At 63.4% G+C, this 23550-nt stretch carries 28 protein-coding genes; 26 read left to right on the top strand and 2 right to left on the bottom strand.

The window, feature by feature from the left end; genetic code table 11:
• The first annotated feature begins 446 nt into the window (after positions 1-446).
• Positions 447-833, top strand: coding sequence for a response regulator (locus tag GQY20_RS02205; RefSeq protein WP_157215399.1), 387 nt, complete (start codon positions 447-449; stop codon positions 831-833).
• Between the two features lie 54 nt (positions 834-887).
• Here the strand turns inward: GQY20_RS02205 and GQY20_RS02200 are convergent, their stop codons facing one another.
• Complete coding sequence (locus GQY20_RS02200; RefSeq protein ID WP_157215398.1) at positions 888-1310, bottom strand: hypothetical protein; 423 nt, start codon at positions 1308-1310, stop codon at positions 888-890.
• Between the two features lie 275 nt (positions 1311-1585).
• Here GQY20_RS02200 and GQY20_RS02195 point away from each other — a divergent pair, with 275 nt between their 5' ends.
• The 3 genes from GQY20_RS02195 (at position 1586) to GQY20_RS02185 (ending at position 5002) form a co-directional block, all read left to right on the top strand.
• A complete protein-coding gene (locus GQY20_RS02195; protein ID WP_157215397.1) occupies positions 1586-1837 on the top strand; it encodes a DUF6894 family protein in 252 nt (83 codons plus the stop codon).
• A 1044-nt stretch (positions 1838-2881) separates the two neighbouring features.
• Entirely contained in the window at positions 2882-3862 is a 981-nt protein-coding gene (locus tag GQY20_RS02190; protein WP_157215396.1) for an AraC family transcriptional regulator, read from the top strand.
• A 138-nt stretch (positions 3863-4000) separates the two neighbouring features.
• On the top strand, positions 4001-5002 hold the full coding sequence (locus tag GQY20_RS02185; RefSeq protein WP_157215395.1) for an oxidoreductase: 1002 nt from the start codon (positions 4001-4003) through the stop codon (positions 5000-5002).
• Positions 5003-5106: 104 nt separating this feature from the next.
• On the opposite strand, the gene GQY20_RS02180 is transcribed toward GQY20_RS02185, so the two are convergent.
• On the bottom strand, positions 5107-5448 hold the full coding sequence (locus tag GQY20_RS02180) for a DUF2314 domain-containing protein (RefSeq protein WP_157215394.1): 342 nt from the start codon (positions 5446-5448) through the stop codon (positions 5107-5109).
• 348 nt (positions 5449-5796) lie between these two features.
• Here GQY20_RS02180 and GQY20_RS02175 point away from each other — a divergent pair, with 348 nt between their 5' ends.
• From GQY20_RS02175 to GQY20_RS02070, 22 genes are all read left to right on the top strand, one after another.
• A complete protein-coding gene (locus tag GQY20_RS02175) occupies positions 5797-7041 on the top strand; it encodes a tyrosine-type recombinase/integrase (protein ID WP_232475846.1) in 1245 nt (414 codons plus the stop codon).
• Between the two features lie 349 nt (positions 7042-7390).
• A complete protein-coding gene (locus GQY20_RS02170; RefSeq protein WP_232475845.1) occupies positions 7391-7729 on the top strand; it encodes a flagellar biosynthetic protein FliQ in 339 nt (112 codons plus the stop codon).
• 6 nt (positions 7730-7735) lie between these two features.
• A complete protein-coding gene (locus GQY20_RS02165; protein WP_157215393.1) occupies positions 7736-8497 on the top strand; it encodes a flagellar biosynthetic protein FliR in 762 nt (253 codons plus the stop codon).
• Between the two features lie 3 nt (positions 8498-8500).
• On the top strand, positions 8501-9550 hold the full coding sequence (locus tag GQY20_RS02160) for an EscU/YscU/HrcU family type III secretion system export apparatus switch protein (protein ID WP_157215392.1): 1050 nt from the start codon (positions 8501-8503) through the stop codon (positions 9548-9550).
• A gap of 58 nt (positions 9551-9608) precedes the next feature.
• Positions 9609-11600 carry a flagellar biosynthesis protein FlhA gene (locus GQY20_RS02155; RefSeq protein WP_232475844.1) on the top strand — a complete coding sequence of 664 codons (1992 nt, stop codon included), beginning with the start codon at positions 9609-9611 and terminating at the stop codon, positions 11598-11600.
• 89 nt (positions 11601-11689) lie between these two features.
• The gene (locus GQY20_RS02150) at positions 11690-12406 is read left to right on the top strand and encodes a flagellar hook-basal body protein (RefSeq protein WP_157215390.1); all 717 of its coding nucleotides are present in this window, start codon (positions 11690-11692) and stop codon (positions 12404-12406) included.
• A complete protein-coding gene (locus GQY20_RS02145; RefSeq protein ID WP_157215389.1) occupies positions 12403-13176 on the top strand; it encodes a flagellar hook-basal body protein in 774 nt (257 codons plus the stop codon). Before GQY20_RS02150 ends, GQY20_RS02145 begins: the two co-directional genes overlap by 4 nt.
• The gene (locus tag GQY20_RS02140; protein WP_157215388.1) at positions 13173-13697 is read left to right on the top strand and encodes a hypothetical protein; all 525 of its coding nucleotides are present in this window, start codon (positions 13173-13175) and stop codon (positions 13695-13697) included. Before GQY20_RS02145 ends, GQY20_RS02140 begins: the two co-directional genes overlap by 4 nt.
• On the top strand, positions 13694-14263 hold the full coding sequence (locus GQY20_RS02135) for a flagellar basal body L-ring protein FlgH (protein ID WP_157215387.1): 570 nt from the start codon (positions 13694-13696) through the stop codon (positions 14261-14263). Before GQY20_RS02140 ends, GQY20_RS02135 begins: the two co-directional genes overlap by 4 nt.
• A complete protein-coding gene (locus tag GQY20_RS02130) occupies positions 14260-15378 on the top strand; it encodes a flagellar basal body P-ring protein FlgI (RefSeq protein WP_157215386.1) in 1119 nt (372 codons plus the stop codon). The genes GQY20_RS02135 and GQY20_RS02130 overlap by 4 nt, the downstream gene beginning before the upstream one ends.
• Positions 15379-15386: 8 nt before the next feature.
• Positions 15387-15731: a flagellar basal body rod protein FlgB gene (locus GQY20_RS02125; RefSeq protein WP_157215385.1), complete on the top strand. Its 345-nt coding sequence runs from the start codon at positions 15387-15389 to the stop codon at positions 15729-15731.
• Positions 15732-15733: 2 nt separating this feature from the next.
• Complete coding sequence (flgC, locus tag GQY20_RS02120) at positions 15734-16177, top strand: flagellar basal body rod protein FlgC (RefSeq protein WP_157215384.1); 444 nt, start codon at positions 15734-15736, stop codon at positions 16175-16177.
• Entirely contained in the window at positions 16174-16482 is a 309-nt protein-coding gene (gene fliE, locus GQY20_RS02115) for a flagellar hook-basal body complex protein FliE (protein WP_157215383.1), read from the top strand. Before flgC ends, fliE begins: the two co-directional genes overlap by 4 nt.
• 9 nt (positions 16483-16491) lie before the next feature.
• The gene (gene fliF, locus GQY20_RS02110; protein WP_157215382.1) at positions 16492-17712 is read left to right on the top strand and encodes a flagellar basal-body MS-ring/collar protein FliF; all 1221 of its coding nucleotides are present in this window, start codon (positions 16492-16494) and stop codon (positions 17710-17712) included.
• Complete coding sequence (locus GQY20_RS02105) at positions 17702-18046, top strand: hypothetical protein (RefSeq protein WP_157215381.1); 345 nt, start codon at positions 17702-17704, stop codon at positions 18044-18046. Before fliF ends, GQY20_RS02105 begins: the two co-directional genes overlap by 11 nt.
• Complete coding sequence (locus GQY20_RS02100) at positions 18043-18717, top strand: FliH/SctL family protein (RefSeq protein WP_157215380.1); 675 nt, start codon at positions 18043-18045, stop codon at positions 18715-18717. Before GQY20_RS02105 ends, GQY20_RS02100 begins: the two co-directional genes overlap by 4 nt.
• A complete protein-coding gene (locus GQY20_RS02095) occupies positions 18714-20027 on the top strand; it encodes a FliI/YscN family ATPase (RefSeq protein WP_157215379.1) in 1314 nt (437 codons plus the stop codon). The genes GQY20_RS02100 and GQY20_RS02095 overlap by 4 nt, the downstream gene beginning before the upstream one ends.
• A complete protein-coding gene (locus tag GQY20_RS02090) occupies positions 20024-20473 on the top strand; it encodes a hypothetical protein (RefSeq protein ID WP_157215378.1) in 450 nt (149 codons plus the stop codon). The genes GQY20_RS02095 and GQY20_RS02090 overlap by 4 nt, the downstream gene beginning before the upstream one ends.
• The gene (locus tag GQY20_RS02085; protein WP_157215377.1) at positions 20470-21195 is read left to right on the top strand and encodes a hypothetical protein; all 726 of its coding nucleotides are present in this window, start codon (positions 20470-20472) and stop codon (positions 21193-21195) included. The genes GQY20_RS02090 and GQY20_RS02085 overlap by 4 nt, the downstream gene beginning before the upstream one ends.
• Positions 21176-21577 carry a flagellar hook assembly protein FlgD gene (locus GQY20_RS02080; protein WP_157215376.1) on the top strand — a complete coding sequence of 134 codons (402 nt, stop codon included), beginning with the start codon at positions 21176-21178 and terminating at the stop codon, positions 21575-21577. The genes GQY20_RS02085 and GQY20_RS02080 overlap by 20 nt, the downstream gene beginning before the upstream one ends.
• Before the next feature lie 17 nt (positions 21578-21594).
• Positions 21595-22803, top strand: a complete 1209-nt coding sequence (gene flgF / locus GQY20_RS02075; RefSeq protein WP_157215375.1) for a flagellar basal-body rod protein FlgF — start codon at positions 21595-21597, stop codon at positions 22801-22803.
• A complete protein-coding gene (locus GQY20_RS02070) occupies positions 22800-23531 on the top strand; it encodes a hypothetical protein (RefSeq protein ID WP_157215374.1) in 732 nt (243 codons plus the stop codon). The genes flgF and GQY20_RS02070 overlap by 4 nt, the downstream gene beginning before the upstream one ends.
• Positions 23532-23550 lie beyond the last annotated feature (19 nt).

The following is a 23550-nucleotide window of genomic DNA, read 5'->3' as shown; positions in this document are numbered from 1 at the left end:
GGCAGATGCCCGACCCGTGCGCAGCCTCGCACCGCGCGATATAATTTCCGGACAAAATACATAGATCCCCACGACCCGATTTTTATCTTTTCACGCAACGCGACCTGCCATGATGTTAGCCGGCCGTATGTGACATTATATCCCTACAGAAACTGAATTTTGCTTCATGACGATGGACGACTTCCGGCGAAGCTCGAAAATCGATCTCGAACGAGCAGCCACACGGCACGACCAAATCTACATCCGGTTTGGACCTTTAATACATTACGGATCCATAATAATCTCGCAAAGGATTGTTTATGGTCGTTATAAACTGACATCGCCCGTAGATATACTGCAGAATTATAGCGGATTAATTGCTTGAAGTCCGATATTTCGGTAGCTGCGGGGCTAGAATTCCAAAATATTATAGCCAATTCTGGTCACTTGACCCGAAGGGTAAAATCATGGATCAATTTGGTTTGACCGGCAGATATGTCCTCGTTCTGGAAGACGATTATTTCATTGCCAGCGAAGTAAGCCAGGCATTGCAGAATTCCGGCGCCAACATAATCGGTCCGTTCGGTTCCGAAGCCAGCGCCATAACCGCGATTAACCGCACACCGCCGGATCTGGCGATCTTGGATCTCAACCTCGGCGCCGGGCAAACTTTTGCCGCCGCGCGGGCGCTTCGGAAGGAGGGCATCCCCTTCTTCTTCCTCACCGGCTATGATCAATGGGCAATTCCCCCGGAATTCAGGGATATTCCTCTTCTCGAAAAACCTGTCGGCCTGACCCAGGTTGTTCGAACCGTCGATATGTTGCTGGATAATGGTGCGGCCCGCCTTCACTGAGTGGAAGGTGGACGATCTGCCATCCCAGCTTTCCCCGGGCCGAAGCACCCATGTTTACGTCTGGGGCATCCCGTCGGAATGGACCGGTCCCGCCTCGCGAGATTTTGCCAACTTTCCTACGCTTATCCTTTGCTCTGGTGCGCCGACACCCCCTTTCCGTAGGACTGCGGTGGCCTGCGCCGTCAGTGGATTTTGCCGAAGCACGCCTTCTATGCGTGAGAAGATCGAGTTTGCGTCGGGGCCACGCAGATGCAGCCTGCATTCGGCAGGCCGTTGCTCGAACCAATCGCATTCGCCGGCATCGCCCATCACCGCCTGAATTTCTTTCTCCAGCGCGCTCGTGTCGCAACGCCGCAAGCTGCCTCCCGCCAATGCTTCGCATTCAAAAATGATCGTTACGGTATGAACCTGCCCCTTCATGACGGCGGCGCGGCGGCCGAACAGCTTCAGCAACACGGTGTTCGTAAATCTCATCATTCTTGATATCGATCTGTTCGCAGCGGTGGCAATACCGCATGATCTGCAGGTTCAGCGGGTCCGATGCTGGCAAAAGGCCGCTGTCACGCCCGCCCGGCAACCGTCAGATGCGTGTCGGATTGAGATGCCCCGCGTGGATCAGCACCGTGTCACGGAGCCTCGCCGTCCCGGCAGGCATGCGCACCAAGAGCTCTTTGTTTTTGGGGAACTAACATGGGTTATTCGGTTTATACCGTGACTCACTTTTGGGAGCCTTGCAGTGCCAGGGGTGGTCGATGCCGCGCTATCATTTCAGGATATTCGACGGCAGGCCGAGTTCGGATCATGTCAGTATCGAACTTGAGGGCCCTAATGCGGCCAGAAACTACCTCCCGAAACTCACTGGCGATCTTCTTCGGGAGCAAGGCGACTCCTTCTGGGAGGGCGAGGATTGGCGAATAGAAGTGAGCAACGAAGCCGGTCTCATTCTATTTGCGATCTTCGTCAGCGCCGTCATATCTCCTGCTGGCGGACGGCCGACTGAATAAAGTGCGGGCAATGATACCGGCCCTTGCCTGGGCAAATCGACAGGGTGATCGAGCCAAGATGTGGCCGGACCGGCCGAAGCACGTATCATAATGGCGTCGCCCCACGCTCGTCGCGCGATTTGCCGACATCGATGAAGGGCAATCGCATGATGAGGCGCCGAGTGAGCCCCCCGGAGTGGTGCCGGGGGAAAATTGATCGGACGAGAAGCCTCCGTTCCGTCACATGGCGATCATGCTGACCGCCAAAAGCATGCACACGGCGATGATAATTCCACCCCACCGCAGGAAAAACTCGTCCATTGCCTCTCACGAATCCCGCTGCGACGCCCTTGCAGGCGCACTCTAATCATTGAAGTCCATTCTCATCAACCAATCCGTCGATAGGGTACATTAATTAACATTGTACCCGCGCGGGTAGCGGCTGCAGCTATGCTGCGGCCAACTAGTCATGGCCTTATAAGCCGCGAAACGCTTTGTGCGACCTCCGCGGGCACAATGCCGAAAATAGGTGCGGGTGTAATCGGAATGGACCCAAGTCGCCTGTATGTCCCACCGAGGGAAAGCGGTCCGGCTTTAGCGAAGCGCGGCGTAGCTGGCGCTCCCGGTTGCGACGAAGACCGCCCACGGCGACCGAGCGCCGACCTGAGGCAGCGCACGACGGACGGGCCGAGGCACGCCCGAATGGGCCTCGTACCGGAATTCGCCCTTATGGACACAAACCATCGAGCAGCGGCTTTGCGCCGCGCTCGCAAAAGCGTCCTTTGCGTCAATTCCGGCGCATGTCTATGTAATAATTTACATTATATGCAGCATATTTTACGCGCACATAAAGTAACTATAGTACAAATTGCAGATCATATCGAGTATCATACTCAGTTTTGTCACGAATATGTGCAATAAACCGGATGACAGATAGAATTTTGCGTCGTTATGGCGACGCATTTATCTATTTTTATCGCCGAAGGACCTTGACGCTTTCGGCTGACTTGGCATAATTTGATTTTCTCGCTTGATCGGGCACGTTCAAGCTAGAGGGATCGGTCGATGATCAGAATACCGAATACCGCAGAAATCTTGCCTTTTCCTCCAGGCGGGGTCGACGGCCCACGGACTCCCACGCCGCCAGCCCTGATGTCGGCCGTCCTGGATCTGATCGAGCAAAGGGGTGGAGGACAGGGCCTGTTCGAGACCGGTATGGCTGGGGTCAATCTGGTCCGCTCCTCCCAGACCATTATGCCGATTGCGAACATGTATCGGCCCTCGCTCTGCGTCGTCTTCAAGGGCGCCAAGGAAATCCTCTTCGGCGAGACCACGCTATACTATACGGAAATGGAGTGTCTCGTCGTCAGCGTCGAGATTCCGGCAATCGGGCGGATGGTAGGCGCAACGCCGGACAATCCCTATCTCGGCATCACGATCGAGTTCGACACCGCCATCCTGCGGGACGTGCTGCAGCAGATCGCGACGCCCCCGGTGCCGAACAGCCGATCTTCCCCGTGCGTGTTCGTCGGGAAGGTCGATGAAGCCCTTGCGGATTGTCTGACGCGGCTTGTTCGGCTGATGCAGAACGCCCCGGCGATCCCCGTTATTTTCCCCTCCATCATGCGCGAGATCCACTATTGGCTGCTGGTCGGGCCCTACGGAAGCGAGATCGCAAAGCTGGCGCTGCCCGACACGCATGCGGAGCGCGTCGCCAAGGCGATCAACCATGTGCGAGATCATTTCAACGAACCGCTGCGCGTCGAGGATCTGGCCGAGGTAGCTCGGATGAGCCCGTCGTCTTTCCACCACCACTTCAAGACCATGACGTCGATGACGCCGGTGCAGTACCAGAAGCAGCTGCGCCTTCTTGAAGCCCGCCGCCTGATGCTGTCCGATGCTGCAAATGTCTCCGAGGCCGCATATCAGGTCGGGTATGAAAGCGCGTCCCAGTTCAGCCGGGAATATACGCGTTCGTTCGGCACGGCGCCCAAGCGCGACGTGATGAACTTCAAGGCATTGTTGGCGCAGGCCACACCTCGCTGATCCTAACGACGGCCGCCAGAGCGGCAGCGGATGGAGGATTGGGCAAGTAAGTTCCGGGTTCAGGCATGGAGCTTTGGCGGCCGGGGCTTAGCTTTGTGAGGAAAATGCCGCGCAACTTCCTCAGCAAAGGCGAACATCATGAGACGTTGGACCGAGTCCGATATCCCTCCGCAACATGGCCGCGTGGCCGTGGTGACGGGCACGGGTGGCCTGGGATTCGAAGATGCCCTCGCGCTTGCCCGCGCGGGTTGCGACACGATCATAGCGGGCCGCAACCCGCGGAAAGGGGCCGAGGCGCTCGAAAAGATCCGCTCGCATGTACCAAATGCGAAGGCGCGGTTCGAGCTGCTCGACCTCGCGGAAATCGCGTCCGTCGCCGCCTTCGCCGAAAAGATGACGCGTGAGCACGAGCGGCTCGATATCCTCATCAACAACGCGGCCGTGATGGTGCCTCCGACGCGCAAGGTCACCGCGGATGGTTTTGAGCTGCAGCTCGGGACCAATTATCTCGGCCATTTCGCGTTAACGGCTTACTTGCTTCCCGTGCTGCGCCGCAGCCCGGCTTCGCGCGTCATTTCTGTATCGAGCGTGGCGGCCCTTCAGGGCGTGATCGCCTTCGACGACCTTAACGCCGAACGCGCTTATCGCCCCATGGTAAGTTACGCGCAATCCAAGCTCGCGTGCCTTCTGTTTGCATTCGAGCTGCAGCGCCGCAGCATTGCCGCCGGGTGGAGGATAGCGAGCATTGCGGCCCATCCGGGACTCTCCCGCACCGACCTGATCCATAACGGGGCAGGTCCGGACAGCATACAGGGTCGCATCCGAACCTACCTGCCCTTTCTCTTTCAATCAGCTTCGCGAGGGGCACTCCCGACGCTGTTCGCCGCGACGGCGCCCGAAGCAAAGCCAGGGGGTTATTGCGGTCCGAACGGATTGGGTGGCATCCGCGGTTATCCGGGCGCTGCCAAAATCCCATCCCGCGCACTCGATGAAAGCGTCGCTGCGCGCCTCTGGGAGATCTCGGAGAAACTGACGGGCGTGCGCTTCATCGACCAAGCGCCCGTTCCCTCAGAGCCTTCTCCAGATCCCGGAACAATCCTCCCGCACCAGCAAATCCTCGGGCTTGCTCAGCCGGGATAGCAGCCCGTCCAACAGCTCCAGCTTGCTCTCTCCTGGCATCGTCGAGTCCCTTCTTCTCAAGAATGAGACCCTCTCCAATCCTTACAGGATATCTGACACCCCGCTCAATAGAGGCGCTCGTCCGGGTCCCGCCAATCTATCCCGATTATCTGAAATCGCGCGAACTGGACATTATCGCCGAGTTTGACCGTAGCAGTCGGCTCAAACGGCTTACTCGCAAGCGCACCGCCCAACTGATCATTATTCACTTCCTCTACGCTCACCCACATCCGCTCAACGCCCCACTTCTGGTCAGGAGGCATGTGCTCGAACATCAATTGTACATGATCCCCCACCGAGATGGCGGCCAACTCCGCTTCCCGAGGGAGGAAGAAAGTGTACGGCGCCTCCGCTGCGTTGATGCGCGGATCAAGTAGCTCGTAACCAGGGGCGGTCGGCGATGTCATGCCCTATGCTACGAACTGCGCCCTCCGGTGAATAGCCTGCTTCACCGACGCTCATGACCGGACGCTGACAGCTCCATAACGCACAGCGATCATCCAGCGTGAGCCGACGAGTTCGAAGAGGATTGGGTGAGATCCGGCTTTGTCCGAATTTCGTCTATAATCAGGATATTGCGGAAGGCGGTTGGCGGAGACGGAGTCCTTAGAATTAGAGAGAACTCATCCTCTCCCATGACACCGTCTGTTTCTAAGCAATTAGCTGATTTACATACATTTTATTCATAGCGTACTGCCGCTGCGATTGCTCACCTTATACCACGATATCCCACCGAAGCGCATCTCAAAGTGGGCATGGAAGTGGGCACGGATTTCGGTTACGATGGTTCGACGGACAAGGACGCATTCATGTCGAGAGCCCTCAACCGAATGACCGCGCGCAAGGTCGCCTCCCTGAAGGAGCCGGGACGCCATGCTGACGGTGGAGGCTTGTATCTGCGGATCACGCCGGGTGGCGCACGTTCCTGGGTGTTCATGACCGCGAGTCATGGCAAGCGCACCGAGATCGGCCTTGGCGCAGAAGCTGCCATCCCGCTTGTCACCGCCCGCAAGCTGGCAGCGGACATGCGCGAAGCTGTCGCCACCGGCATCGATCCGCGCGAGGTCATCGCGCCCAAGCCTCTGACACCGGCGCCGGAGGTCATCACCTTCGGAGCCTTCGCCGAGACCTATATCGCGAGCGTGGAAGAGGGGTGGCGCAACGATATCCATCGCCAGCAATGGCGTAATTCACTCCGCGACCATGCCGGAAGCCTCAAGGACAAGCCGATCAAGGATATCTGCACGGAGGATGTCCTTGCGGTGCTGCAACCCATCTGGCTCTCCAAATCCGAAACCGCCAGCCGGGTGCGGGGCCGAATCGAAAGGATCCTCGCTGCTGCCAAGGCCCGCGGATTGCGCCCTCTCGACGCCCCAAATCCGGCTCAATGGAAGGGCCATCTGGATGTCCTTCTCCCGCGCCGTCCGAAGCTCACCCGAGGTCATCACGAGGCGCTCCCCTGGCGCGATGCGCCCACCTTCATGGCGCAGTTGCGCAAGCGCACCGCCTTGGCGGCGAGAGCGCTTGAATTCACGATCCTGACCGCTGCACGGTCGGGCGAGACGCTTGGTGCAACGTGGGGCGAGATCGACTTCGATCAAAAGCTTTGGACGATCCCGGCCAAACGCATGAAGGCCGGCGCGGAGCATGTGGTTCCGCTGTCCGGTGCGGCCATCGCGCTCTTACTGGAACTGAAGCCGGAAGCGCCAGCGGCAACGGACCTCATCTTCGCGGTCGGTGGTGCTGCCCGCTCCAACATGGCCATGGCGATGCTTCTGAGACGAATGGGCCAGAGCGTCACGACCCATGGGATGCGGAGCACCTTTCGGGACTGGGCTGGCGATGCCACCGAGTTCCCACGGGATCTCGTGGAACAGGCTTTGGCCCACACCATCAGCAACAAAGCCGAGCGCGCTTATCGTCGCGGAACCGCAATCGAGCGACGGCGTGGACTGATGGATGCGTGGGAACACTATCTCACCGGATCAACGACCCGCTAGGCTCGCTTCAGCCAGATAGCTGTACATCTGCCTCCTGCTTGACGACCGGCAGCCTCAACGCGACCCAATGCCAGTCGTTCAGCTGCTTAGCTGACAGCGAACGATGACTGGACAAGCCGCTTACCCAGATTGGCGCCGCTACACCTCCGGCTTACCATCAGACCCGCTCCTGCGCTTCCGGAATCCAAAGGTGTGTGTCGCAAAAACACTCAGACCGAAGGCCTCCGTTTAGGTGATTTTTCACTTGCGCTTTGGCAGGGCGATCCAGGATAGCAACTGTGCTCCGAACAAAGCGGAAAACGTCATCTCACCCGGACGATCTGTTCCAGCTGCAGATTGTTACGGTGCGATGTTCAACACGATCACATTGGCATCTGCCTCGCGTGGCTCTATGCTGGAGTTGGGGCACAGGGGAAATTCGGTGGATGGTGACAAGGCTCTCGGCCTGATGAATGCGCTGTTGTGGAACAGCCTTGTCATTTCCGGACCGATTCTGATTGCTGCGCTCGTAACCGGCCTCGTCATCAGCGTGCTGCAGGTTGCGACGCAGCTGCAGGAAATGACCCTCAGCTATGTACCCAAGCTGTTCGTATGCGCACTAATGCTCGCTTTGCTGGGCCCCTGGCTACTGGCCCGCCTCACCCAATTCGCCATCACCATGATCGCACTCATCCCACAGCTTGGCTAACCAATCGTGCCTGCGACCGCCATCTCTGCCTGGCTGGCGTCCTGCCTGCTGCTTAGCCTCCGCATCGCGCCGACCTTCGCCTGGGGACCGCCATTCTCCCTGGTCCGCGCGCCGCTGCTCGTCCGCCTGCTGCTCGCGCTCGGACTGGCGGCGGCGACCACAGCGGCGATGCCGACAACGGCATTGGTCCGGGATCTTTCGCTTGCAAGCCTGCTCCTTGGATCGGCCCGCGAACTTCTGCTCGGCGGCCTCTTCGCGCTCGCCTTTCAGCTGGTCTTTGCCGCGCTCTACCTCGCCGGCCGCACGATCGATATCCAGGCCGGCTTCGGGCTAGCCGTGCTGGTCGACCCGACCACGAGAACGCAAACGCCGCTCGTCGGCACGCTGTTTGCCTATGCAGCTGGAGCGGTGTTCTTCGCGACGGACGGCCATCTCGAGTTGCTCAGACTCATCGTCGCATCGCTCGACGCAGTCCCGCTCGGCAATTGGGTCATGGCCGATCCAACCGACCGGCTCGCCGGTCTCCTTTCGACTGTTTCGCTGATTGCCTTCGGTTTCGCCGGAGCGGCCGCGCTTGCGCTCTTTCTGATCGACGTTGTGATCGCCCTGCTTGCTCGGACGGTGCCTCAGATGAACGTGCTGGTGCTCGGTTTCCAGGTGAAGACACTTGCCCTGCTGGCAGTGCTCCCTCTGGTTTTCGGCCTCAGCGCCGCGCTCCTCGCCCGCATGCTCGCCATCGCCCTCGAAACGCTGCCGCGATTGATCTGACCGATGGAAGAGACCGAACAGGACAAATCCGAGGCTGCGACCCCCTTCAAGCTCGACCAGGCGCGCCGCAAAGGTACGGTCGCGCGGGGCATGGACCTCGGCTTCCTCACCGGCCTCGCCACCTTCCTCGCTTATATGTGGATGACCGGCCCCGCCCTGTGGGCATCGCTCAGCGAGATGATGCGACGAGCGCTTGTCAGCGCCCCCGGCCTTGCCGACGATCCCCACGCGGCGGCCGCGGCGGCGGGAATGCTCGTCCAGATGATCTGGCGCCCCGTAGCCGCGCTGGCTGGCGCCGTTCTGCTGGTCGTGCTGCTGTTCGAGATACTCCAGACCGGCATCGTCTTCTCCTCGCAGCCGTTGAAGCCCGACTTCAACCGGCTCAATCCGATCCAGGGATTGAAACGGCTGTTCACGTTCAAGCTGCTCATCGAAACCGCCAAGAACGCCCTGAAGCTGTTCGTCTATGCGCTGGTCGGATGGTTGGTTATTCGATGGGCCGTCAGAAATCGCGCCGACGAGGCTCTCGGCCTCGGCCTGCTGCTTGCGCGAACCGGCCTCAGGCTGCTCGCCGCTTTCGCGCTGACTGCCATCTTCTTCGCCGTTCTCGACCAGATCATCAACCGCCGCGCCTTCGCAAAGCGCATGCGGATGAGCCGGCGCGAGGTCAAACGCGAAGCGCGCGACCGGGAAGGCGAGCCGCGGCTCAAGCAGAAGCGCAAGCAACTCCATGCGGAGTTCGTCAAGATGAGCACTAGCTTGCGCGCGATTCGGGACGCGGACGTGCTGATCGTCAATCCGCGCCACGTCGCCGTGGCCCTGCGGTACGATCCGCGGCAGATGGCCGCGCCGCAGGTGGTATCGCTCGGGACGGATCGCTTGGCGCTTCGCCTGAAGCGCCTTGCGTTTCTCTACGGAATTCCGGTCGTGGAAGACCGGGAACTCGCCCGGGCGCTGCTCAAGGGCAGTGCGCTCGGCCGGCCGATACCGGAAGCCAATTTCCGGCCGGTGGCCGCAGTCTACAACCGACTGCAGAAGCAGGGTCGTTTCTAGGAAGGTGGACCAAGGCGTGTTGAAGTCCGTGTTCGGCAGGAATCAGGATCTTGTCCTGGTGTGTGGGGTCATCGCGATCCTGCTCATCCTCTTCTCGCCAATTCCGCCGGCGCTGCTCGATCTGCTGATCATCGTGAACTTCGCATTCGGCCTGACGATCCTCCTGCTCACCTTCTACGTCGTGCGGCCGGTGGCCTTCTCGACCTTTCCCTCGCTGCTTCTCGTCGCGACGCTGTTTCGGCTGTCGCTGAACGTCGCTGCGACGCGGCTCATCCTGACCGGAGCCAATGCCGGCGAGGTGATCGGCGCGATCGGCTCCTTCGCCGTGCAGGGCAATTTCGTGATCGGCCTGGTGGTCTTCTTCATCCTCGTCGTCGTCCAATATGTGGTGGTCACCTCCGGCGCGCAGCGCGTCTCGGAAGTCGCGGCTCGCTTCGTGCTGGACTCGGTGCCGGGCCAGCAGATGAGCATCGACGCCGACCTCAACATGGGTCTCATCGACCAGAACGAGGCGAAGCGCCGGCGCAAGGATCTCGAGAAGGAAGCCGCCTTCTACGGCGCGATGGACGGCGCATCCAAGTTCGTGAAGGGCGACGCCATCGCCGGAATCATCATCCTGCTGATCGACATCATCGCCGGCTGGATCGTCGGCGTCGCCCAGATGGGCATGGACTGGAGCGCGGCGCTCCAGACCTTTACCCTGCTCACGATCGGCGACGGCATCGTCACTCAGGTCCCGGCCCTGGTCATCTCGGTCGCGACCGGCATCATCGTCACCCGCTCTTCCGCCGATCGGCAGCTCAGCACGGAAGTGTTCAGCCAGCTGACCTCCGTGCCGAAGATTCCGCTGATCGTCCTCGCCGCGTTGCTGCTGCTGCTCGCCATGCCCGGTATGCCCAAGTGGCCGATCATCCTGATCGCCATGCTGGCGACAGCATCCTTCTTCGCAGTCCGGCGGCGCCAGCGCGCGGAGGAGGATGGCCAAGGCCTGTTCGAAGCCGCAGCCGATGCGGCCGAGTCCCAAGCCGGTGCACCGGTGCTCCCCGTCGAGGTCCGGCTCGGCAAGGAGCTCGGCCAGCAGTGGGTCGCGATCAAGCCGCTCCTTTCCGAGCGGATCGCTACCCTGCGTAGCCAGCAGGAGCAGCTTTCCGGCTTCGCTTTCCCGTCGGTGGTCTTCCAGGACGGCAGCGGCCTCAAGCCGCTGCATTATGAGATCGCCCTGTTCGGAGTGCGCCACGGCCAAGGCGAGCTCCATCCCGACCAGATGCTCGCAATCCAGCCCGCCGAAGGAAACAGGCGCGCCTTGCCCGGCGTCGAAACGCGTGATCCAGCTTTTGGCCTGCCCGCGGCATGGATAGAGGAAAGCCACTACGAGCAGGCCCGCAGCGACGGCTACACGCTGATCGATCCGGTCACGGTGCTGATGACGCATCTCGGTGAGACTCTCCGCCGCGAGGCGGCGATGCTTCTCACGCGCGCCGACGTCCTCGCGCTGCTGGAAGGCGTGCGCGCACGGCAACCCGGACTGATCGAAGAACTCGTTCCCGCGATCATGACCGTATCCGACGTCCAGCGCGTTCTGCAAAACCTCCTCGCCGAGGAGGTCTCGATCCGCAACATGGACCTCATCACGGAAACCCTCGTCGACTGTGGACGCGCAGCGAAAGATCCGGCCGAGCTCACCGAGCTGGTCCGGCAGCGGCTGAGCTACAGCATCTGCGATACGCTGCGTGGCAACCATGACCAGCTGGCGGTGCTGAGCCTCGACCCGCGCACCGAAGGGCAGATTGCCGAAAGCCTTCGCCGCAGCGAAGGCGCCGGCTTCCTGCTCGATCCCCGACTCGCCGACCAGTTGATCCGCAAGCTGATTCCGATGGTCGAGACGATGATTCGGCAGAGCCTCGCTCCGGTGCTGCTCTGCAGCCCTGAGATACGCCGTCACCTGAAGACGTTCACCCGCCGCAGCGTGCCACGGCTCGCCATCCTGTCGGTCAGCGAGGTCCCGCATACGGTTGATCTGGCATCTTTTTCTGTTCTTAAAATCGACTGATCCGATTTGAATGCAACTGAGCATATTTGCGGTGAGCCGTGCTTCGCCCCCGTTGCAATGTTCATCGACCGTACATATTCGGAAAAGCCATGGGAGGCATCATTCACATCGGGGGCACGCTCCTCGCGCGTGCGGAAGAGCGCGCGGCGGTCATTGCCCAGAACATGGCGAACCTTGCCACGCCGGGCTATCGGTCGGTCGGCTCGTTCGCGCGGCTCGTCACCGTCGACGACCCCGAGAGCTCGGCCAATGCCGACACCAGCGAGGCCTTATTCCCGACTCACGCGACCAGGGGCAAGCTGATCGAGAGCGGCAGCCCGCTGGATTTGGCTCTTGCCGGCAACGGCTATTTCGTCGTGCGAAAGGATGATGCACAGTATCTGACCCGCGCCGGGCAATTCCATCGTGACGATCTCGGGCGACTGTTGACCGCAAATGGCGATATCCTCCAGACCGATCACGGCGATGCGGTGCTCGCACAGGGTGAAGTCCTGGTCTCTCCGGACGGTTCGATCAGCCAGTCCGGCCGTTCAATCGGTCGCATCATGGTCATGGATGTCGCAAACCCGGCAGCCTTGCGGCCAGCCGGAAGCGCGCGTTTCTTAGTCGAAACGGCGGAGCTGCAGGAGGTGGCCAGTCCGGTCGTTCGGCAAGGCATGGTCGAGGCTTCCAACGTCTCGCAGGCAGGCGAGATGCTGGCCCTGATGCAGGTGATGCGTTCGGCGGAGGCCGGCCAGCGCCTCGTCCAGACCTATGACGACCTGGTTCAACAGGCGATCACGAGCTTCAATCCGGGGCAATCATGAACGGCGCTTTCTATATCGGTGCGACCGGGCTCGACGCGCAGCAGCGCGCGCTCGACACGATTGCCAACAACATCGCCAATATCAACACGCCGGCCTTTAAGCGCTCGGCGGCGCGCTTCGCCGACCTGATGGCGACGCCGCGCGATCGGGACGACCTGCCCGTCACGCTGTCCGACCGGACGGGCACGCTCCAGGGGGTGACGGTCCAGGCCACCCCACACGTTTGGACGCAAGGAGAATTGCGCCAGACCGGCAATGCCATGGACCTGGCGATCGACGGCGAGGGCTTCGTCGAGCTGATGGGCCCCTCCGGCCAAATGCTGCTGTGGCGGGGCGGCACGCTCAAGGTCAATGGCGATGGCTATCTGGCCACAGCCGACGGAACGCCGCTACGGGCGATGATCGCCGTCCCGGCGGGAGCCACCGATCTCTCCATCAGCCGGGACGGCGTCCTGTCCGCGACGGTCGACGGCGAAACCGGCGCACGGGAGATCGGCCGGATCGACTTGGTCACCGTGCGCGACTCCGATCAGCTCATCGATCGCGGTGCCGGAACCTATGAGATCGCCGAGGACGATCAGGCGCAATCTGCCGAACCAGGCTCCGAAGGAGCAGGTGTCTTCCGTCAGGGCGTCCTCGAACAGGCTAACGTCAGCCTGTCAGACGAGATGGTGACGCTCCTGCTCCTGCAGCGGGCCTATGCCGCCAATGCGCAGGTGGTGCAGGCTGGCGATCAGTTGATGGCTCTGGTCAACGGGCTGCGCCGATGACCCTCCTGCTGGTGGCGCTGGCAAGCGGTTCCGCCGCCTGCCCGGCAGTGCCGCCCATCCACTTCCATGAAAACGTCTCGGTCGAGCAGCCCGTGCTGCGCTTCGGCGATGTCGCCGAGTTGGAAGCGCTGCCGACCGCGTTGCGGAAGCGAGCGGCCTCGCTCCCACTTCTCCGCCTGCCGGGCCGCCAGCGGCAGTTCGACTTGGCATCCGGCTGGATCGCCGCTCGGGGCCGCGGGCAGATGCCAGCGCTTGCCTGCTGGCTCGCAGCATCCACCGGCGGCGTATCGAGGGTGCGGGTGACATTGCGCTCACCCGCACCCTCGATACGCCGCCGGGACCCGCCCGTAGCGAGCGGCGCGCATCGCACCGAACGGCTCACGCTGGTCTCAAACAGCGGCGTCGTCCGGGTGAGCCGTGTGGTCGAGGCCCTGCAGGACGCACGGCCGCACCAACGCCTCTTCGTTCGCACTGAGGACGGTTCGGTTGTTTCCGCGCGATATGGGGAGGCCCGGCGATGAAGCGTCGTGGCTGGCTGTGCCTCCTCGTGGCCCTGGCGTCTCCCGCCACCGCGACGGATCTCTATGCGCGCGGCAATTGGGCGGCGCTCGCGTCGGACCGCATCGCGCGCGAGCCCGGCGACGCCATTACCATCCTGGTCTATGAGAGCGCGACCGCGACCAATAGCGCGAATACGGGATCGCGCAAGGGAACGTCGCTGAGCGGCTCAGTCCACGGCCCCCATTTCGACAAGTCGGCCGGGCTCGACATGGGGGGATCGTCGCAGGCGAACGGCACCACCGGCCGCTCCGGCCAAATGGTTGCGCAGATCAGCGCCCTGGTCGAGTCCGTCCTGCCCAACGGCGACCTGATCGTCGCCGGCCAGCAGGAGATGCGGATAAACGGCGAACGCACGCATATCAAGGTGCGCGGTCGTGTCCGACTGGCGGACGTCTCGGCATCGAACGCGGTCCTTTCCACCCGGCTCGCGGATGCGATGATCGACTATGACGGAACTGGCTTCGTGTCGCGGAGCGGCAAGCCAGGTATCATAACCCGGGTCTTCAACTGGCTCGGCATTCTATGATCCTGCGCCTGTTCGCATCGCTGCTCCTGCTCTGCCTTGCCCCGCCGGCTCTTGCGACCGGCGGCGAGGTGCGCATCAAGGAGCTCGGCCGCTTCCTAGGCTGGCGCGACAATGCGCTGGTGGGTTACGGCATTGTGACCGGTCTCGCGGGCTCCGGCGATTCGCCGCGCAGCGGAGCGACGCGGCAGGCGCTGAGCAACGTGTTGAGCCGGCTGGGCGCCACCATCCTTCCAGATCAGGTCCAGAGCCGCAACGTCGCGGTCGTCATCGTCACGGCAACACTGCCGGCCGATTCCAATATTGGCGACCGCCTCGATGCGACGGTGACCTCGATCGGTGACGCGCGCAGCCTCGTCGGCGGCACGCTGCTGATGACGCCGTTGCTGGGCCCCGACCAGAAACCCTATGCGCTGGCCCAGGGAGCGCTGGTCGTCGGCGGCTATAATTTCGAGGACAGCCTCAACCTGCGCCAGAAAAACTATCCGACGTCGGGGACCCTTCCGGGCGGGGCGACGGTCGAAACCGCGGTCGAATCTGGCGTCGGAGGCCCCGACCGCCGGCTGACCTTCGTGCTGCGCGATCCCGATTTCACCACCGCCAACCGGGTCGCCGCCGGTATCAACGGCGCGTTCGGGACAGGGATCGCAAGTGTCAGGAGCGCCGACAAGGTTGTCATCGACGGCAATCTTGCCGGGCTCGACACGGTCTCGCTGATCAGCCGCATCGAAGGCCTCAATGTCCAGCCTGACGAGATTGCCCGTATTGTCATCAACGAACGGTCGGGAACCGTTGTCGCGGGCGGCCCGGTCCAGATCTCGAGCGTCGTGATCGCTCAGGGTGACATCAAAGTCTCGGTCAGCGTCGATAACCAGGCCTCGCAACCCTATATCTTCGGCGGCTATGCGCCGGGGGCACGTAGCCTCGTTGTCACCAACACCAAGCTCGATGTGACCGAATCAGCCCGCAACGACGCCGTGGTCCGCTTTCCGAGCACCACTGTCGCCGATCTCGTCCAGGCGCTGCACCGCGCCCACGTCGGCACCCGCTCCACCATCGCCATCCTCCAGGCGATCAAGGCAGCAGGCGCCCTCCACGCCGAAATCATCGTCCAGTAGGATTCTTCATGGCAGCCGATAACATCGTGATCATGCTGAAGGCGCTCGATGGCCTCGCCGCGCGCGGCACCGTGATCGCACAGAATATCGCCAATGCCGGCACGCCCAACTACCGTCCGCTCCGACTCCGCTTCGAACAGGCGCTGCGCGATGCCGCTCTGGTGGGGGACGAGGCGGTCCGGGCGCTTGCTCCGACGATCGCCCCGGTGCCGGCCGGCGCGCCCGAGGCACACCAGCGGCTCGATCTCGAGCTCGCGGCGGCGTCTACCACGGCGCTGCGATACGGTGCGCTCATCGACATGCTGGGACGCCAGATGCAGCTTGAGGCGCTCGCCGTCAGAGGGAATAACTGATTATGCACGCGATGGAAATCAGCCGCACCGGGCTCGAGGTGGAATGGCGGCGGCTCGAGGTGATTTCGGAAAATCTCGCCAATGCGGGCACCGTACGCACCGCCGGCGGCGGTGCCTATCAGCCGCGGCACCTTATCTCCGGGCCGCGCGGCGAATTCTCCGCCTATCTCGATCGCTCCCACGCTTCGGCGACCGCGCAGGACGAGCGGCTGGACGGCGTCATGGTCTATGCGATCGAGCCGGACGCGACGCCGCCGCGCCGCGCTCACGAGCCTGACAACCCGCAAGCCGACGCAGACGGGTTCGTGACCTATCCGGCGATCAACCATGCAGAGCAGATGGTGCTGATGGCGAAGACGGCCCGTGTCTACGAAGCCAATATCGTCGCCATGAACACTGCACGGCAGATGTACGCCAAGGCGCTCGAGCTGGGGATGCGGGGATGAGCATATTGCCGATCACTCCGATCGCCGACGCCCTTCCCATATTGTCCCCGGTCCAGCCGGCGCCGCCGATCGCGCCAGCGCCGAACGGTGGTTTCGCCAGCCTGCTCACGAACGGCATCGACGGCGTCGATGCCAAGCTGCGCGCCGCCGACGACCTCACCCGCCGGTTCGCGCTCGACGATTCGATACCGGTTCATCAGGTCAGCTTCTCGCTCGAGCAGGCCCGGATGTCGCTCGAGCTCATGCTGCAGGTGCGCAACCGGCTGGTCGAGGGCTATCAACAACTCATGAACATGCAGCTCTAGGCCACCGGGATGCTCGACCGCTTCCGCAGTGCCTCGCCGCGTGCCCAGATGCTGTTCGTCGCGGCACTGTCCGCCGTGCTGCTGGCGCTCATGCTAGTCGCCTGGCTCCTGCTGCGCGAGCCCTATCGGCCGCTGTTCACCCGCCTGCGGCCAGCGGACGCGGCGACGATCGTCGCCGATCTCGACAAGCGCAAGATCGACTATCGCCTCGCGGATGGCGGGAGCACCATCCTGGTACCAGCAAATGCCGTCGAAAAGACCCGGCTCGGTGTCATGACCGGAGATCTGCCGCTGAAGGGCACGGTCGGGTTCGAACTGTTCAACAAATCGGACATGGGACTCACCGATTTCGCGCAGCGGATCAACTATCAGCGCGCCCTGCAAGGCGAGCTCGAGCGGACCATCATGTCGCTCGACAATGTGGAGTCCGCCCGCGTTCATCTGTCACTTGGCGAAGATCGCCTGTTCCGCGAGGATCGGGTCCCGCCCAAGGCCTCCGTGACGATCCGGACACGCGACGGCACAGCGATCGACGAGGCGACGGCGGCGGGTCTACAGCGGCTGATCGCGGCAGCCGTGCCGCGGCTCGAGACGGATGCCGTCGTCATCCTCGATTATGCCGGCGATGTGGTCAGCGCCGCGCAACCGTCCTCTGTCGCGGCCGTCACACCGGCGACCGCCGAACAGCTGGCGATCGGCCAATATTATGAAGCCCGTGTGCGCGAGGCCATCGAAGCCAGCTACCCCGGCGATATGATCGGCGTCTCGGTCACTCCGATCTTCGGCGAGGCCGGCGAGGCGGATCATTGGGATCCCGCGGCACGCAGTTTCCCGCTGGCCATCATTCTTGCGCCGAAGACAAGCCTCGACGCTGGGGCACAGGCGGACCTGCGGACCCGTGTGGCCAGCGCGATCGGTGCCGACCCCTCCCGCGGCGACAGCATCCGGTTCGGAACCCTGCCACAGGCGGGACAGGCTGCGCTCGCCCCTCCCGCATCCGCCAGACACGCCGCGGCATCGGTGCCGCTGCCGGACGACCAAGCGGAAGAGCCGAAGTGGCGGCTGCACTCTGTGCTCTGGCCGGCCATCGCGATCGGCCTGGTCCTCGTCCTTATCCTCGTCCTGCGCGGGCGGGCGGCCACGACGCTCAGCGATGCGGAACGCGCGGACCTCGCCGCCCGGCTTCGCCACGCGCTCGACACCGAGAACGGAGCCGCCCATGGCCTCTGATCGTAGCCTGCGCCGCCTGGTTATCCGCCTGGCCCGCCTGCGCGCGGATGACCGCACCGCGGTACTCGATGAGCTCGAGCCGGACCAGCGTGCGACGGTCGAGCGGCTGCTTGGCGGATATCTGGGTCTCGCTGCTGGAACGCCGTCGGTGCCGCACAGCCCCGTGTCGCTCTGGCTTGTGGGCCGATTCCGGGAAGAGGGACGGATGACAGACGAAGCGCGCGAGACATTGCGGCACTGTGCCGCCGAGCTGTTTCCGGTACCGCCGACCGCCGGCCCAAGCCCCTCCGCAAGTCTGCTCGGACGCCTGACCTCCTGGGCGCTGCCGCGATGACGATGCTGATCAAGGCCGAAGATGCCGCCTCTTCCATCGCTCCGGACGCCGCGCGACACATCTCACGCGAGGATCAGGCCTTGCGTGACGCTCAGGCGCGTATCCGGGCGCTGGAGACACAACTCACCGAGCGGCGGCAGGCCGAGCAGGCTCTGCTAGCCGAGCATGAGCGTGCCTTGGCCAAGGCTAGAGAAGATGCATTCGACGAGGGGCGCGATGCAGCTCAAAAGGAGGATGCGCAAAGGCTCAGCTTGCTGCGCGACGCGCTCGTGGCTCTGCGTGATCAGGTCGATGCGCGGATGCGCGAAACCGAGCGTCTCGCGGTCCTGCTCGCGCGCGACTGCCTGGACATTTTGTTCGGAGCCGCCAGCAACCGCCAGGATGACGTCGAGCGTCTGATCCGCCATCAGATGGAGCAGATCGACCGCGCGATGATCCTCGAGATTCGGGTCTCGGCGTCCGATTTCCCGGAAGAGGTGCTCATCCAACAGCTCGCGTACCGGCTGACACCGGATGGTGGGCTCACCCTTCTGCGGGATCCCCGGCTCGCAAGCGGCCAGTGCACGGTGGTGGTCCGGCTCGGCCGGATGGAAATCGGACTGGATCAGCAATGGCCTGCCTTGCGAGAACTGCTCGGCGAGCTTGCCGCGCCCGAAGCGCTGGCCGCGTGAGCCATCGCTGGTCCGCCCGGCTGCGCGCGTTCGACCCGGTCCGCAGGACTGGGCGCGTCAACGCCATACGCACGACGGTCGTGGAAGCCGATGGCCCCAACGTCCCGCTGGGCACGCTCTGCGAGATAGAAGCGCGGGGTGCCGGCAGCGCGATGCTGGCCGAAGTGGTGGCGGTTGACACGCAACGGGTCATGCTCGCGCCGCTGGAGCAGGGCCTCGTCACCTATGCCGGCGCAACCGTGACCGCCCTGCCGGCCTCGGATCGTATCGCAGCCGGACCAGCCCTGCTCGGCCGGGTGCTCGACGCTCTCGGCCGCCCGCTCGATGGCCGGCCGGCGGCGCCGGCCCACGAACTGCACCCTCTCGAGGCCCCTTTGCCATCGCCGCTCGAGCGCGCGTCGCCGCGCCAAATCTTCGAAACTGGCGTGCGTGCGATCGATGGCGTGTTGACCCTCGGCGAAGGGCAGCGGGTGGGGATCTTTGCGGCGGCCGGCGTCGGCAAGACCAGCCTCATCGCGCAGATCGCCCGGCAGGCCGAAGCGGACGTGACGATCATCGCGCTGATCGGCGAGCGCGGGCGCGAGGTTGACGCGCTGTGGCACGACGGGCTGGACGTCGCGGCGCGCGCGCGCAGCACACTGATCGCGGCGACCTCAGACCAGCCGGCCGCGCTGCGCGCGCGCGCTGCATTCCAGGCACTGGCACTTGCCGACTATTGGCGCGCGCGCGGCAAGCATGTGCTGCTTCTGCTCGATTCGGCCACCCGCCTCGCAATGGCCCTGCGCGAAATCGGCCTGGCCGCCGGCGAGCCGCCAACCGTCCGCGCCTATACGCCCAACGTGTTCGCGACCATGCCGCGACTGGTCGAGCGCTGCGGCGCGCTGCGCAGCGGCGGCGCGATTACCGCCATAGTGACGGTGCTTAGCGAGACCGATGCGGGCGACGATCCCATAGCCGAGATGATGAAGTCCCTGCTTGACGGCCATCTGATGCTGTCGCGCGCTCTGAGCGAACAGGGGCATTTCCCGGCGATCGACATCTGCCGCAGCGTCAGCCGGCAGGCGGAAGGACTTGTCGGGGACAGGCAAGCCGGCCAGGCACGCCGCCTCGTCCAGTGGCTCAGCCTCCACGAGGCGTCGCGCACATTGCGCGAGAGCGGCCTCTACGTGCCCGGACAGGATGCCGCCACCGATCGTGCGCTCGAACGCCATGCCGCTGTGATGGAGTTTCTCCGGCAGGACAGGCGCCAGCACGTCCTGCTCGCTGAGACGCATAGGCGGCTCGACGCGGTCGCGGGAGACGCGACATGACCACTTCGATCAAAACCCGCAAAGCGACAGAGATAGCTGTCGTGCGGCATCTTCAGTCGCTCGCCCGCGCCCGAGATGTCGGCGTCGCCGTGGAGAAGCGGACGGCAGCCGAACGCGAGCGCTCGGTGGCGGCCGACGAGCTGCTGGATCTCGAGGCCGAATGGCGCGCCGCGGTTAGTCGCGCCACCTTCCTGCCCGAACTCGCTCCGGCGTGGAGCGCGCAGATTCGCGGCCAATCTCACGCCCTCGCCCGCGCCGAGGATCGCTTGCGGACCACGCAGGCTGCGCTCCTCGACCATCGCAAGGCCTGGCAGGTCGCGCTCGTACGGGAGACCGCAGCTCAGGCGAACCGGGATACGCTCGAACGACAGGATCGGGCCGAACGCGACGAACGGGCCCTTAAAGAGGCATCGGACCTCCACCTTGCCCGGAAGCGATCGAGATGACCGCAGTCCGTCCGCCGACCGGCCTGCCATCCGCTTCCCTCGTCTCGATCCGACCGCTTCCAAGGGCGATCGCTGACGGACGCGCCTTCGATGCGCTTCTCGACAGGCGCGAGGCGCGTAGCGCCGATTCGGGTTCGGCAGCCGCTTTCGGCGAGCGCGGCATGTTCGGCCGCCATGGTGCCGCGAAGATGCCCGCCACGAAGACGCTGCCGCCGAATGGGTCCGGCGGCGTAGACCAAACCGCCGACAGCATCATATCCGATCCTATCGACCGCGCGCCCGCGACACCGGATCTCACTCTGGTGGGCCGGGACGGCAACCGGGTCCGGTCGACCGCGGTTTCGCCGGTCGACGCGCCCGCCGCATCGAAGGCGGCCGATGGCCCATCGTCACAGCTGATCGCAGCCTGTCAACAAGCGCTCGCGACGCGCGCCGAGGCTCCGTCGCCAGAACCTTCACAGGCCGGTCCAGCCGGAATTTTGCGACGGGCAATGTTGCAGGCGCGTCCATCCGTTGCGCTCATCAGCTTGACCGGGCCGGACACGGCGCTCACCGTGGTCGCGCATGTCGCAAGCGGCACCGTCGATGGAGGCGAGCTCCGCCGGCGCGTGCAGGCGCTGGCCCAGCAGTTCGGGGTGACCGTCACGGATCTCGTATTTACCCCGTCCGGACAGCCGTCCGCCACGCCCACCGGAGGAATCCATGGCCATAGCCCCCGTTAGCTCAAGTACGGGCAGCGCACAGAACGCCTTCGGACTGGATTTCCAGTCGCTGCTCCAGATCATCCTGACACAGCTGACTTATCAGGATCCGCTGAAGCCGGTCGACAATTTCCAGTTCGTCTCGCAGCTGGCGCAATTCTCGCAACTTCAGCAAAGCCAGACGCTCAACGATCAGATTACCAGCCTGCTGTCAGCTCAGGCAGCCACGCAGGCGACTGGTTTGCTAGGCAAAACGGTCGATCTGTCGTCCGACACCGGCAATGTGTCTGGCAAGGTCACCGCAGTGTCGTTCAGCAGCGGTCAGCCACGCCTGACACTGCAAGTTGCAGACGGCCAGACAATCTCCGGCGTCACCCTCGGCGCCGTCACGCAGATCCGCTGATTGAGGAAACGAACGACATGCTGGGCGCAATCTATATCGGGCTGAGCGGGATGGATGCCTATCAAAAGGGGCTGCAGACGATCAGTAACAATGTTGCCAATCTCAATACGTCGGGCTTCAAATCCTCCGACGTGAATTTCGTGGATCTGTTCAGCTATGGCGGCAGCGGCACGTCGCTTTCAAGCAATCCGAACGAAAATGGCGGTAGCGGGGTGGCTTTCGGCAAACCGCATATTGACATGACCCAAGGTGAACTGCGCAGCACCGACAATGATCTCGACCTGGCGATCCAGGGCAATGGCTTTCTGATGCTGCTCGACGGCGACAAGACCTATTATACCCGAACCGGCCAGTTCATGGTGGGCACGGACGGCTTCATCACCGAGCAGGGAACAGACTATCGTCTCGCCGTGCTGGACGAGAGCGGCCGCGCGACCGCCCTCCAGATCGACACCAAGCGCCTCAACCCACCCAAAGCCACAACGACCATCGCCATCACGGGCAATCTTGTGCGCGGCACCGACCCGTCGATCTCGAACATTACCGTTTATGACGACAATGGCGGCTCCCATGTCTGGACGGTCAAGCTGACACGCGACACGACGACGGGGACCGTCGATACGTGGAACGTCACTATCAAGGACGAACACGGCGTCGACGTACCCAGTCAGTCGGGCCTGACTACCCAGATAAAGCTGACGGGCGGCATCATTGATCCGACGACGGCCAAGCCAGTGTTCGTCAGCCACCAGGCAAACGCGAGCGACATCCAGGTCACGCTGGATTTCTCGTCGGGAATCACCATCTTCGCCGGCACCGAATCGAACCTTTCAGCAAAGCCGGATGGAAATGCGGTGGGCACATTGACGGCGACATCGCCGATCACAATCGACGATGAGGGTCGTGTCAAGCTCAACTATACCAACGGGCAATCCGAGACACTCGGGGCCATCGTCATCGCGGATTTCCGGGATCCGCAAAGCCTTGAGCGGATCGGCAACGGACTTTTCCGGGGCACGGGCGGCAACGCTCCCCATCTCGTCGCCAGCGGCGTTGATGGCGCCGGTACTGTCCAGTCGAAGAAGACCGAGGCATCGAACGTGGACCTCTCGCAGGAATTTGGCCAGCTCATCCTCATCCAGCGCGGCTTCCAGGCGTCCTCTCAAGTCGTCAGCGTCTCGAACGATATGATCCAGCAGCTTTTCGGCATCAGGGGCCAAGGGTGAGCCATCGCGTCCGTCCTTGGCTGCCAGCCTCGGCCCTAAGCGTCGAGAGGGTGCGGGCGGCGCTTGCGGCCCCGCTCGATGCGTGGACGCAGCGCTGGTTCGCGCAAGCTGCGATCACCCTTTCAGCCTGCCAACCCGCCGCACGTCTCGCCGCCGTTCCCGAGTCGACCGTACGCATCGCGCACGCCACCTCGACCAGCGCGATCCTTCTGCCGGCGCGCGGGAAGCGCCACCTTATCGAAGCCGTGCTTGATATCTCTCTCTCGGACGTGACGGTCAGCGAGGATGACCACCGGCTACTCGACGCCTTCGCCCGGCGGATCTGCGAAGACCTGCTCGACCGGCTCGGCGCCTCAGGGGAGGCTCCGGCACCCGGTGCAACGTCGTTGCGCCTCACAATTTCCCATGGCCGCGACGAGCTCCTACACTTGGACTGCGCGGACACGCTGATCATCGCCCATATCCGCCGCGCGCGGCGGCCTGCGGCACAGCCCCCGAAACTGACCGGCCGCTGGCAGGCACTGGGCGGCCAGCCGGTCGCAGCGGTCGCGCTCGCCGGACGGGCGCAATTGTCGCTGGAGGAGCTCAAGGGTCTCGCGGTCGGAGACGTCGTCCTGCTCGAGGGGGCCGTGAACGGACGCGCCGCCCTCAGCTTCCCGCCCTCGGGCGCCATCATGGCGCAGGCTACGCTCGGCAATGACCAGGGCCGCCGCATCCTCAGCTTCTGAAAGCTTCATCGTGTCAAAA

The organism is Flavisphingomonas formosensis (assembly GCF_009755815.1).
Lineage (GTDB): Bacteria > Pseudomonadota > Alphaproteobacteria > Sphingomonadales > Sphingomonadaceae > Flavisphingomonas > Flavisphingomonas formosensis.
The sequence above is the reverse complement of the archived record's forward strand: the minus strand, read 5'-3'. Positions and strand labels throughout refer to the sequence as shown.